This is a genomic window from Modestobacter sp. DSM 44400 (assembly GCF_900107175.1).
Lineage (GTDB): Bacteria > Actinomycetota > Actinomycetes > Mycobacteriales > Geodermatophilaceae > Modestobacter.
The window spans coordinates 126016-138368 of record NZ_FNOZ01000001.1 but is presented as its reverse complement, the minus strand read 5'-3'; the positions used below and the strand labels follow the sequence as shown (position 1 = coordinate 138368).

The 12353-nt window shown below is 73.9% G+C and carries 12 protein-coding genes; 10 read left to right on the top strand and 2 right to left on the bottom strand.

The genetic code is table 11. The features are described 5' to 3' along the window. Positions 1–18: 18 nt before the first annotated feature. The 10 genes from BLW04_RS00695 to hpf all read left to right on the top strand — a co-directional run bounded on the left by BLW04_RS00695 (position 19) and on the right by hpf (position 11496). A complete protein-coding gene (locus BLW04_RS00695) occupies positions 19–189 on the top strand; it encodes a Trm112 family protein (protein WP_371327759.1) in 171 nt (56 codons plus the stop codon). Continuing rightward, a complete protein-coding gene (locus BLW04_RS00690; protein WP_091536066.1) occupies positions 186–1331 on the top strand; it encodes an SIS domain-containing protein in 1146 nt (381 codons plus the stop codon). The genes BLW04_RS00695 and BLW04_RS00690 overlap by 4 nt, the downstream gene beginning before the upstream one ends. 10 nt (positions 1332–1341) lie before the next feature. After that, on the top strand, positions 1342–2379 hold the full coding sequence (locus BLW04_RS00685; protein WP_091536063.1) for a cation diffusion facilitator family transporter: 1038 nt from the start codon (positions 1342–1344) through the stop codon (positions 2377–2379). 73 nt (positions 2380–2452) lie between these two features. Beyond that, a complete protein-coding gene (gene manA, locus BLW04_RS00680) occupies positions 2453–3634 on the top strand; it encodes a mannose-6-phosphate isomerase, class I (RefSeq protein WP_091536060.1) in 1182 nt (393 codons plus the stop codon). 331 nt (positions 3635–3965) lie between these two features. Beyond that, complete coding sequence (ahcY, locus tag BLW04_RS00675; RefSeq protein WP_091536058.1) at positions 3966–5450, top strand: adenosylhomocysteinase; 1485 nt, start codon at positions 3966–3968, stop codon at positions 5448–5450. A gap of 174 nt (positions 5451–5624) precedes the next feature. Beyond that, on the top strand, positions 5625–6332 hold the full coding sequence (gene mtrA / locus BLW04_RS00670; protein WP_091536056.1) for an MtrAB system response regulator MtrA: 708 nt from the start codon (positions 5625–5627) through the stop codon (positions 6330–6332). Positions 6333–6339: 7 nt separating this feature from the next. Continuing rightward, entirely contained in the window at positions 6340–8091 is a 1752-nt protein-coding gene (gene mtrB, locus BLW04_RS00665) for an MtrAB system histidine kinase MtrB (protein ID WP_091536054.1), read from the top strand. Positions 8092–8111: 20 nt separating this feature from the next. Next, positions 8112–9830, top strand: a complete 1719-nt coding sequence (locus BLW04_RS00660) for an LpqB family beta-propeller domain-containing protein (protein WP_091536052.1) — start codon at positions 8112–8114, stop codon at positions 9828–9830. Positions 9831–9926: 96 nt separating this feature from the next. Beyond that, positions 9927–10721 (top strand): ComF family protein, encoded by a 795-nt coding sequence (locus BLW04_RS00655; RefSeq protein ID WP_091536049.1) that lies wholly within the window; start codon positions 9927–9929, stop codon positions 10719–10721. A gap of 91 nt (positions 10722–10812) precedes the next feature. Further along, positions 10813–11496 carry a ribosome hibernation-promoting factor, HPF/YfiA family gene (gene hpf / locus BLW04_RS00650; RefSeq protein WP_091536046.1) on the top strand — a complete coding sequence of 228 codons (684 nt, stop codon included), beginning with the start codon at positions 10813–10815 and terminating at the stop codon, positions 11494–11496. 316 nt (positions 11497–11812) lie between these two features. Here hpf and BLW04_RS29090 read toward each other — a convergent pair whose 3' ends face one another. After that, positions 11813–11935, bottom strand: a complete 123-nt coding sequence (locus BLW04_RS29090) for a hypothetical protein (protein ID WP_256375452.1) — start codon at positions 11933–11935, stop codon at positions 11813–11815. Between the two features lie 10 nt (positions 11936–11945). After that, positions 11946–12341, bottom strand: coding sequence for a pyridoxamine 5'-phosphate oxidase family protein (locus tag BLW04_RS00645; RefSeq protein WP_091536044.1), 396 nt, complete (start codon positions 12339–12341; stop codon positions 11946–11948). Positions 12342–12353 lie beyond the last annotated feature (12 nt).

Here is a 12353-nt window from a genome sequence, read left to right as displayed (position 1 = left end):
AACACCGCGACGCTGGGCATCGACCCGGCGCTGCTGCAGATCCTGGCCTGCCCCGACACGCACCACAGCCCGCTCACCCTCGACGTGGCGGCCGCCGAGCTGGTCTGCGGCACCTGCCACCGGGCGTTCCCCGTGCGTGACGGCATCCCGGTTCTGCTGCTCGACGAGGCCCGGCAGCGGCCGGCATGACCTCTCCGGAGCTGGCCGAGAAGGTCCTCGACGACCTCGACCTGCTGCGCGCCCGCGACCCCCGCGGGCTGTTGCCGGCCGTTGCCGGCGCCGGTGCCCAGGTGCGGGAGACCGCCCGGCTGACCGGGGAGGCCTCGCTGGAGCGGGTGACCGCCGGCGGCCGCCCACGCGGCCTCGTGATCGTCGCCCGACGGGAGGGCGCGGTGGCCGCCTCGGTGCTGCGCGCCCTGCTGGGGCCGAGCAGTCCGGTCACCGTCGACGTGGTGCCCGGCCCGGCGCTGCCGGTGTGGATGGGCGCCTCCGACGTCGTCGTGGTCGCCACCCGGACCGGCGCCGGCCGTTACGCCGTCACCCCGGCCTACGAAGCGGCCCGCCGCGGCGTGGCGCTGGTGGGCATCGGCGCCGAGGACGCGCCGCTGCACGCCGCCTGCGGCGGCGCCCGCGCCCCGTACGTGTCGCTGCCGGCCTCCCGGGTGCGGCACACGACCCTGTGGTCGCTGCTGACCCCGATGCTGCTGCTGGCCGACCAGCTGGGCCTGCTGCCCGCGGGCACGGCCGACACCGAGGGAGTGGCCGGGGCACTGGACGAGGTTGCCGCCGAGTGCGGCCCGGCCCGCGAGTCCTTCGTCAACCCGGCCAAGACGCTGGCCCTGGAACTGCTGGACGCGCTGCCGGTCATCGCCGCCGAGGGACCGCTGGCCGGCGCGGCCGCGGAGCGGGTCGCCGACCAGCTCGCCACGTTGGCCGGCCTGCCGGTTCCCACCTTCCGGCTGCCCGACCAGCGGGTCGCCGCCCGCACCGTGCTCGGCGGGCCGCTGGCCCCGGCGGGAGGGCAGGACGACTTCTTCCGCGACCGGGAGGCCGACCCCGGCCGGCGGCTACGGCTGCTGACCATCCGGGACGGCGACGTCGGCGACGACGACGGCACCTCCGAGCGCGAGCCCCGGTCGGCGGCCGTGGCGCTGCAGGAGGTGCTGCGCACCGCGACCGCGCGCAACGTCCCGGTGAGCGCGCTGGCCGACCACGGTGAGCCGGACCGGTACCCGCGGCTGGTCCAGCTGGCCCGCCAGCTGGCCGTCGCCGACTTCAGCGCCGTCTACCTGGCGCTCGCGTTGGACCACGAGCGGGCTCTCCATCCATGATGGGCAGGTCATGAGCGAACACACAGCGAGCGCACAGGCCCCGTCGACGGCGAACGGCAACGGCGACCACGGCAGCGAGTCAGCCGGCGGGCACGGTGGCAGCAACAAGGCCATCCTCGCCGCGCTGGCCGCCAACCTCGGTATCGCGGTCGCCAAGTTCATCGCCTTCCTGGTCACCGGCGCCTCCTCGATGCTCGCCGAGGCGATCCACTCGTTGGCCGACTCGGGCAACCAGGGGCTGCTGCTGCTGGGTGGGCGCACCTCCAAGCGGGAGGCCACGCCGGACCACCCGTTCGGCTTCGGCCGGGACCGGTACCTCTACGGCTTCCTGGTCGCCGTGGTCCTGTTCAGCGTCGGTGGGCTCTTCGCCATCTACGAGGGTGTGCACAAGATCCTCGGCTCGGAGGAAGTGGACTCGGCGGCCTGGGCGATCGGCGTGCTGGTCATCGCCATGGGCTTGGAGGGCTTCTCGCTGCGTACCGCGGTCAAGGAGACCAACGCCGTCCGCAAGCCCGGTGAGAGCTACTGGGCCTTCATCCGGCACGCCCGCGCCCCCGAGCTGCCCGTCGTCCTCCTGGAGGACACCGCGGCGCTCGCCGGCCTGGTGTTCGCATTGCTGGGCGTCGGGCTGTCCGCGCTGACCGGCAACGGGCTCTACGACGGCCTGGGGACCATCGCCATCGGCCTGCTCCTGGTGGTCGTGGCCATCGTGCTGGGCATGGAGACCAAGAGCCTGCTCATCGGTGAGGCGGCGACTCCGGCCGACCGGCGGGCCATCGTCGCCGCGCTCGAGGAGGGCGATGACGTGTTGTCGGTCATCCACATGCGCACCCAGCACCTCGGGCCCGAGGAGCTCCTGGTCGGCGCCAAGATCGCGGTGCGCTCCGACGACACCGCGGGGTCGGTTGCACAGGCGATCGACGCCGCCGAGTCACGCATCCGCGCGGCGGTGCCCATCGCCCGGGTGATCTACCTCGAGCCCGACATCCGCCGTCCGGCTCCCGCCGGAGGTGGCGGCTCCACGGGCGGGACCGCCCCGCACGGGTGAGAGGCCGCTGTGGTGTGGCGCGCATCCTGCCGACCTGTCGGGAGTGACCGCGACACCAGTAACCTCCGGGACGATGTGGCAGCTGAGCAGCACCGTCCGGCACTATCCCTGGGGCAGTCGGACCGTCATTCCCGAACTGCTGGGTGAGCCCTCACCGGCTGACCAGCCGCACGCCGAGCTGTGGATGGGGGCCCATCCCGACGCGCCCAGTGTGCTGCCCGACGGCCGCGGGCTGGACGCCGCGATCGCCGGCGCACCCGACGAGCTGCTGGGCGTGCTGGTGCACGAGCGGTTCGGCACCCGGCTGCCCTTCCTGATGAAGGTGCTGGCCGCCGACACCCCGCTGTCGCTGCAGGCCCACCCGACCACGGCGCAGGCCGAGGCCGGCTTCGCCGCCGAGGAGGCCGCCGGCATCCCGCGCGACGACCCGACCCGCACCTTCAAGGACCCGTTCCACAAGCCCGAGGTGCTGCTGGCCATCACCCCGGTCGAGGCGCTGTGCGGCTTCCGCCCGGTCGAGGAGTCGCTGCACTGCCTGGCCAAGCTGCAGCTGCCCGAGCTGAAGTCGACCATCGCCGCGCTCGCCCGCGGCGGGCTGCGGGCGGCCATCCCCCAGGTGATTGCCCTGTCGGCGAAGCGGCGGGAGTCGCTGGTCGCGGCCGTCGCCATGCGGGCGCTCAGTTTCGTCAACGCCCACGACCCGGAATTCATCAACACCTACCGCTGGGCGGCGACCCTCGCCGAGACCTACCCCGGCGACCCGGGCGTGGTCATCTCGCTGATGTGCAACCACCTGCGGCTGGCCCCCGGCGAGGCGGTCTTCCTGCCCGCCGGCAACCTGCACGCTTACCTGTGCGGCGCCGGCATCGAGGTGATGGCCAGCTCGGACAACGTGCTGCGCGGTGGCCTGACCACCAAGCACGTCGACCTGGCCGCGTTGATCGAGGTGCTCGACTTCACCGACGGCAAGGTGCCGGTGCTGCACCCGGTGCTCGGCCCCGGCGGCCTGCGCTACCAGGTGCCGGTGGAGGACTTCGAGCTCACCCGCTGCCAGTTGGGCGCCGACCCGGGGGTGCTGACCACCGATGGCCCGCAGGTGCTGCTGTGCGCCGAGGGCACCGCGGTGCTGGGCTCGGCCGACGGCGAACTCGAGTTGAGCCCGGGCCGGTCGGCGTTCGTGCCGGCCGGATCTCCGCTGACCGCCCGCGGGCCGGGACTGCTCTACCGGGCCACCACCGCCCTGCGAGCCGGCTGAGGGTCACGCGGAGGCGTGGCATATTCCTCGGTCCGACGGGCGCGACGAGGTCGCTGCAGGGCGGACGTGCGCTCTCGCTCGGGGACCGGTTCTGCCTGGCGCTGACTTTGCGCAGCCGTCCCCCCGAGGTGCTCACCGCGGACCGAGCCTGGTCCGGGCTCGACCTCCCCATCGAGGTCCACCTCATCCGCTGACGTCTGTCCGCCGCCCGAGCACGTACCCTTGATCCCGGCACGAGCCCCGCCGAAGCCTCGGCATGCTCGCACAGCGACCGCACGTACGCCCGCCCGTCCCGATCCCGGGACGCCGCCGGGCCGGACACTGGAGCGACATGACCGCCACCATCGGCACCCGAGTTCTGACCACCGACGACTTCAAGGTCGCCGACATCTCCCTCGCCGGCTTCGGCCGCAAGGAGATCTCCCTCGCCGAGCACGAGATGCCCGGCCTGATGGCGCTGCGCGCCGAGTACGGCGACGAGCAGCCGCTGGCCGGTGCCCGCATCGCCGGATCGCTGCACATGACCGTGCAGACCGCCGTCCTCATCGAGACGCTGACCGCGCTGGGCGCCGACGTCCGCTGGGTCAGCTGCAACATCTTCTCCACGCAGGACCACGCGGCCGCGGCGATCGCCGTCGGCGCCGGCACCCCCGACCAGCCGACCGGGGTGCCGGTCTTCGCCTGGAAGGGCGAGACGCTGCCGGAGTACTGGTGGTGCACCCAGCGGCTGTTCGAGTTCACCGATGCCCAGGGCGCCCTCGTCGGCCCGAACATGCTCCTGGACGACGGCGGCGACGCCACCCTGCTGGTGCACCTGGGCACCCGCTTCGAGACCGACGGCGTGGTCCCCGACACGACCGAGGCCGACTCGGAGGAGTACGGCGTCATCCTCGACGTCCTCCGGGACAGCCTGACCACCGACCCGCAGCGCTGGACCCGGGTCGGCGCGGCCATCAAGGGCGTCACCGAGGAGACCACCACCGGCGTCCTGCGCCTGTACGAGCTGGCCCGCGACGGCCGGCTGCTCTTCCCGGCGATCAACGTCAACGACTCGGTCACCAAGAGCAAGTTCGACAACCTCTACGGCGTCCGGCACTCGCTCATCGACGGGATCAACCGCGGCACCGACGTGATGATCGGCGGCAAGGTCGCCGTCGTCTGCGGTTTCGGCGACGTCGGCAAGGGCTGCGCCGAGGCGCTGCGTGGCCAGGGCGCCCGGGTGATCGTCACCGAGATCGACCCGATCTGCGCGCTGCAGGCGGCGATGGAGGGCTTCGAGGTCACCACGCTGGACGACGTGATCGGCACCGCCGACATCATCGTCACGGCGACCGGCAACAAGGACATCATCTCCGCCGACCAGCTGGCCGCCACCAAGCACCAGGCGATCATCGGCAACATCGGGCACTTCGACAACGAGATCGACATGGCCGGCCTGGCCCGCACCCCCGGGGTCACCCGGACGACGATCAAGCCGCAGGTCGACGAGTGGCGGTTCGCCGACGGCCACACGATCATCGTGCTGTCCGAGGGCCGGCTGCTGAACCTCGGCAACGCCACCGGGCACCCCAGCTTCGTGATGAGCAACTCCTTCTCCAACCAGGTGCTCGCGCAGCTGGAGCTGTGGACCAACCAGGCGGCCTACGAGGGCCAGACCCCCGGCGTCACCGTGCTGCCCAAGCACCTGGACGAGAAGGTCGCCCGGCTCCACCTGGATGCCCTGGGTGTCAAGCTCACCGAGCTCACCAAGGTGCAGGCGGACTACCTCGGTGTCCCGGTGGAAGGCCCGTTCAAGAGCGACCACTACCGCTACTGAAAAGGACCCCCTGCCCCCACCGTTCGCAAGCTCGCGGCGGGACCCTGCAGGTGGCCCCGCACGGGGTCGGACAGCCCCGTGACCGGCCGCTGAACAGCTCGTCCACCACCCGCCCGGGTGTCCTCCCGGGCGGGTGGGGCCGTCTTCGGGCCCTCGGCGCGGCAGAATGGACCCGTGTCACCTTCCGCTCCCCCCGCGGGGACCAGCCGCGGCCGTGTCCTCGTCGTCGATGACGACGCCGCCCTCGCCGAGATGCTGGGCATCGTGCTGCGCCGGGAGGGGTACGAACCGGCCTTCGTCTCCGACGGCGCCCGGGCGGTCGCCACCTTCCAGCAGCTGCGCCCCGACCTGGTGCTGCTGGACCTGATGCTGCCCGGCCGCAACGGCCTGCAGATCTGTGCCGACATCCGCACCCAGTCGACCGTGCCGATCGTGATGCTCACCGCCAAGGGCGACACGATCGACGTCGTTCAGGGGCTGGAGGCCGGCGCCGACGACTACGTGACCAAGCCGTTCAAGCCCGTGGAGCTGGTGGCCCGGGTCCGCGCCCAGCTGCGCCGCGGCGACAACGGCCAGGCCGAGAACCTCACCATCGGCGACGTGCAGATCGACGTGCCGGCCCACGCGGTGACCCGCGACGGCGCGGCGATCCCGCTGACGCCGCTGGAGTTCGACCTGCTGGTCGCGCTGGCCCGCAAGCCGCGGCAGGTGTTCACCCGGGAGCTGCTGCTCGAGCAGGTCTGGGGCTACCGCCACGCGGCCGACACCCGGCTGGTGAACGTGCACGTGCAACGGCTGCGGGCCAAGGTCGAGCGCGACCCCGAGAAGCCGGAGGTGGTGCTCACGGTGCGCGGTGTCGGGTACAAGGCCGGCCCGCCGTGACTCGTCCGTGAGCGCGACCGCGCGTCCGGGGACAGTCGGCGCGGACGGCGACCGGTCGGACGCCGCCCGCCCGCGCGCCTCGGGAGCGCGGCGCGTCCGGCGCGCCGCGCTGGTGCGGGTCGCCCGGGGCCGCCGGCTCACCCGCCGGGGCGTGCGCCGCGCCGTGCACACCTGGCGCTCGTCGCTGCAGCTGCGGATCGGTGCGATCACCATGGTCGTGGCGGCGGTCGTGGTGGTGATCGTCAGCCTGGTGCTGTTCCGGCAGATCAGCGACCAGCTGCTCCGCGTCAAGCGCCAGGCCGCGGTCGACCAGTCGCTCGCCGGGGTGCAGTACGCCCGGTCCGAGGTCAGCGGCATCGCCACCGGCGACTCGGCCAGCGTCCGGTCCACGCTGGCCCGCACCGTCCAGGGCCTGCGCTCCCGCGGCGGGGCGGCCGGTGACTTCGACGTGGTGATGGTCTACCGCTCCGGTGACCAGGAGCGGGTGGCCGCCAGCCGGACGACGCTCACCTTCCGCGACCTGCCGAGCGAGCTGCGGGTCCAGGTGGCCAGTGGCTCGCAGGCCTACCAGTACGCGCCCGTTCCGGACGCCGCCGTCCGCCTCGTGCCCACGCTGCTGGTCGGGGCGCCGGTGCCCGCCGACGGGCAGAGCGGTGACCGGGTGGAGGTCTACTTCGCCTTTCCACTGGAACAGGAACAGGAGAGCCTGGTCCTCATCCGCAGCACCGTGGCGATCATGGGCGTCGTCCTGGTGCTTTTCGTCGTGGGCATCGGCGTGCTGGTGACCCGGCTGGTGGTCTACCCGGTCCGACGGGCGGCGAGCACGGCCCAGCGGCTGGCCGAGGGCCGGCTGGAGGAACGGCTCGCCGTCCGCGGGGAGGACGACCTGGCCCGGCTGGCCACCAGCTTCAACGCGATGGCCGACAGCCTGCAGACGCAGATCACCCAGCTGGAGGGGCTCTCCCAGCTGCAGCAGCGCTTCACCTCCGACGTCAGCCACGAGCTGCGCACCCCGCTGACCACCGTGCAGATGGCCGCCGACGTGCTGCACGACGCGCGGGCCGACTTCGACCCGGCGGTGGCCCGCTCCGCAGAGCTGCTGCACAACGAGCTCGAACGCTTCGAGGTCCTGCTGTCGGACCTGCTGGAGATCAGCCGCTACGACGCCGGGGCGGCGGTGCTGGAGGCCGAGCCGCAGGACCTCCCCCAGGTCGTCGACCGGGTAGTGGCCGGGATGTCGGCGCTGGCCGCCCGCCGGGGGTGCGAGCTGCGGGTGACCCAGCCGGCCGAGCCGGTGATCGCCGAGGTCGACGCCCGGCGGGTGGAACGGGTGCTGCGCAACCTGGTCGGCAACGCCATCGAACACGGGGCGGGGGACCCGGTGGAGATCACCCTGGCCGCCTCGCGCACCGCCGCGGCGATGACGGTGCGCGACCACGGGGTCGGACTGAGCTCGGCGGATGCCCAGCACGTCTTCGACCGTTTCTGGCGCGCCGACCCCGCCCGGGTGCGCACGGTGGGCGGCAGCGGGCTGGGCCTGTCGATCAGCCTGGAGGACGCGCGGTTGCACGGCGGGTGGCTGCAGGTCTGGGGGCTACCCGGGCAGGGCGCCCAGTTCCGGCTCACCGTGCCGCTGACCGCAGGAGGGGAGCTGACCGGCTCGCCGCTGCCGTTGCGGCCCACGGCGCTGCGCGCGGCGGCGACGCGGCAGGCCGGTCCTCGACCGTCGTCTCCCGCGCGACGGACGGAGGACTCGTGAGGCCGGGAGGGCGACGCCCCGTGCGGGCCGTGGTCGCCGTCCTGCTCGCCGTCCTGCTCGCGACCGCGGTGCTCGCCGGCTGCAGCACCGTGCCGGAGAACTCGCCGACGGTGCAGATCACCCAGCTCGCCGACCCGCCGGACGCGCCGGTCGGCATCGAGCCGATCCCGCCGGAGGCGGGCGCCACCCCCGAGGAGGTGGTGCGCGGGTTCATCGACGCCAGCGCCAGCACTGCGCGCAACCACCCGGTCGCCCGCCAGTTCCTCGCCGCGGATGCCGCGACGTCGTGGTCGGACAGCGGCGGGGTGACCGTCATCGGCGCGTCGTACTCCACCCGCCAGACGGCGCACGGCACCGTGGAGCTGAGCGCGCCGCTGGTCGGCACGGTCGACGAGCGGGGCGTGTTCACCGTCGGCGACGGCGCGCTGTTCACCCGCGCCTTCACCCTCAGCGACGACTCCGGCGAATGGCAGGTGATCGACCCACAGGACGGCCTGCTCATGCTGCAGCCGGACTTCGTCCGCACCTACGACGCGGTCAACGCCTACTTCCTCGACCCCACCAGGACCCGGGTGGTGCCCGACCCGCGCTATCTGGTCTCCGGAGAAGCGCAGCCGAACGCGCTGGTCGAGCGGCTGATCGCCGGACCCTCGACCGCGATCGCCGCCGGCGTGGTCAACGCGCTGGCCAAAGTGCAGCTCCGCAGCACGGTGAGCGTCGCCGGGACCACGGCGCGGGTCGACCTGACCTTCCCGGAGGGAACCACCGACGCGGCGCTGTCCGGGCTGTCGGCCCAGGTGGTGTGGTCGCTGGACGCGCTGGACCTACGCTCGGTCGAGGTGCTCCGTGACGGGCAGCCACTGGGACTGCCCGGTGTGCCCGCCATCCAGAGCGTCGACGACTGGGCTGCGCTGGACCCCGACGCGGCCCCGGCCGACGCAGTGGGGCACTACCTGGTCGACGGCGCCCTGCACCGGGCCACCGACGGGGCGCCCGCGCCCGGTCCGGCCGGGACAGGCGCGTACGGGCTGTCCTCGGCCGCGATCTCCGCGGACCGGCGGACCGGTGCCCTGGGGCTGACGGCGGGGGTGTCGGTGGCGGGACCGACCGCGAGCCTGCTCGCCGGGCCCTACGGCGGCGAGCTGGCGCCGGTGCTGACCGGCGGCAGCTTCACCGCACCGACGACGGCGGGCACCCGATCGGAGGTCTGGACGGTGCGCAACGGCACCGACGTGGTGCGGGTGCCGGCCAGCGGGACCCCGCAGCCGGTGAACGCCGCCACGCTGGCCGGGTTGGGACGCACCTCGACCCTCCAGCTGTCCCCGGACGGTGTCCGGGCGGCAGTGGTCGTGGAGACCCCGCAGGGCGGCCAGCTCTACGTGGGCACGGTGGTCCGCGCCGACGACACGGTCAGCGTGCGCGACCTGCGCTCGGTCGCGCCCTCGGTGCGCCAGGTCGTCGACGTCGGCTGGCGGAACTCCGGTCTGCTGATGCTGCTGGCCGGCGACCCCAGCGCCCAGCGCACGGAGCCGTACACGGTGAGGGTGGACGGCTGGGACCTGACGACGGTGACGATGGCCGGTCTGCCGGGTCAGCCGACCGCGCTGGCGGCCACACCGAGCCGGCAGCCGTTGGTCACCGCCGACGGCACGCTGTGGATGCTGTCGGGTGGGAACTGGGTCACCCTGCTGCGCGGAGAGCAGCCGGTCGCCGGGACGGCGCCGTTCTACCCCCTCTGACCCGAGCTCGCCGGCCGCCGTCCCCAGCCGCGGCCGTCGTCCCCGAACGGGAGCGGACCGCGCACCCGGGACCCGCGCCGCGCGCAGGCTGTCCGGGTGGCGGCAGGGGGCGGGCGGGTCGGACGACCGGCTGCGGGTGCCCTCGTCGCGGGCTGGACTGCGCTGGCCGACCTGGTCCTGCCGCGCACGTGCGCCGGCTGCGCCGTCCCCGGGGACGTGCTGTGCCCGGACTGCCGCGGCCGGCTTGCGGAGCCACGGCTGGCCGAACCCCGCCGGCACCCCGACGGCTTCCCGCCGACGGTCGCCGCCGGGGCGTACTCCGGACCGGTCCGCCCGGCAGTGCTGGCGTTCAAGGAGCACGGCCGCGCCGAGCTGGCCACACCGCTGGGCCGGGCGCTGGCCCTGGCCGTCACGGGCGTGCTGGCCGGGCTGCCCGGCGCGGGGCGGGGGAGGCCGGTGCTGCTGGTGCCGGTGCCCAGCTCCACCGCGGCGGTGCAGCGGCGTGGCCGCGACCACGTCGGGGAACTGGCCCGCGCGGCGGCCACCGAGCTGCGCGCCGCCGGGTTGGCCGCCCGCCCGGCGGCCCTGCTGCGCCGTCCGCGGGGCACCCGCGACTCCGCCGGCCTGGACGCCGCCGCCCGGCGGGCGAACCTGGCCGGGCGCTTCGCGGTCCGGGCGCCCCGGGACGGGCCGCCGGTCGGTGCCGTCCTGGTGCTCGTGGACGACGTGGTGAGCAGCGGCGCGACGCTGACCGAGGCGGCCCGGGCGCTGGCCGCCGGACTCTCCTCCGGGAACGAGCCCGTGCTCGCGGCGGTGGTCGCGGCGACCCCTCGACGGTCCGGGCACCGGGTTGCGGCGCGCTCACCTGGGACCTTCACGGTGCGCACCTGACGGGAGGACCAAGGCGCGCGTCTCGACTGTCGTGGTGCGGCGGGGACGGCTAGCGTCGGTCCGATCACAGCCCGCTCGACCGGGAGGTCTGATGGAGATCGTGGTCCGTGGTCGCAACGTCGAGGTGCCCGAGCACTTTCGGCAGCACGTCGAAGACAAGGTCGGCCAGCTCGAACGCTTCGACGGCAAGTTGATTCGCATCGACGTCGAACTGCTGCACGAGAAGAACCCCCGCCAGTCCGCCAACTGTCAGCGTGTGGAGATCACGCTGCGCGGCAAGGGGCCGGTGGCCCGCGCCGAGGCCTGCGCCCCGGACTTCTACGCCGCCCTGGAGCTCGCCGCCCACAAGCTGGAGAACCGTCTGAGGCGGGCCAACGACCGCCGGCGGATCCACCACGGCCGGCGCACGCCGGCCAGCGTCCGGCTGGATGGAATGCCCGTGGAGGCCGACGGCACCGCGCTGGCCGCGATGGCGCTGGACAAGGAGCTCGCGGCCGGTCCGCACGTGACCGACCTCGACGAGCACCTGCCCGGGCAGGTCGTCCGGGAGAAAGTGCACCCGGCCACCCCGATGACCGTCGACCAGGCGCTGCACGAGATGGAACTCGTGGGGCACGACTTCTTCCTCTTCGCCTGCGCCGACACCGGCCAGCCGTCGGTGGTCTACCGGCGGCACGCCTACGACTACGGCCTCATCAGGCTGGGTGCACCGCTGGCCCTCGGGCACGCCGGCGAGGCCACCGACAGCGTGGAACGGGAACCGGCGACCGTCTGACCGGGCACCGTGCGGCGGGCCGTCTCCCTCGGGGAGGCGGCCCGCCGTCGTGTGCCGAGGGGTCAGTCGCCGGGCAGCCGGGAGAAGAGCGCGGCGTCGCCGCGGGAGCCGTCCCGGTAGGGAGGTAAGAACGCAGCACCCCTCCTGGGTGAAACGGGCGCGCCGGGCCACCGCCTGCGACGCGGCGTTGCGGACGTCGCCACCAGGTGCACCCGGGGCGCGCCCAGCCGCGGCCCCCAGGGCCTGGCCCCCGTGCAGGGCCCCGGCGCGAGCGTGCGAGAGCTGGGGGCACGGGGGTCCTTCGACCAGCGCTGGATCAACGGGTCCTGGCAGGCAGTGAACACCGCATCGACGTCCTCGGGCCGGAACGGGCCAGCACCAGCCGCTCGGTGCGGACCACCTCGGTGGTCAGGTCGACGGCGGAGAGGTCCAAGGTCACCGCCGCATCCTCACGCGTTGCCCAGCACCCGGTCGACCGATATCTCCAGCACCACCCGGGCCGGGTTCTCCCGCGGCGTGCGGTACCGGACCGCGTAGCGTGCCACGGCGTCGGCGACCGCGGCGGCGTCCTCCCGCACCACCGCCGTTCCCTCGAAGGTGACCCAGCGACGCCCGTCGACCTGGCACACCGCGACCCGCTGCTGCCCGGCGCGCACGTGCCGGACCTTGGCCGAGGCGCCCGAGGTGATGACCCGCGCGGTGCGGGTGGCCGAGTCGAAGGTGACCCCGACCGGGACGACGTGCGGGTTGCCGTCGGCGCGCAGCGTGGTCAGCGTGGCCAGGTGCCGCTCGGTCAGGAAGGCCAGCAGGTCGTCGCTGAGGTGGTCGAGGTCGAGGGAGCGCACGTCCGCGAGGGT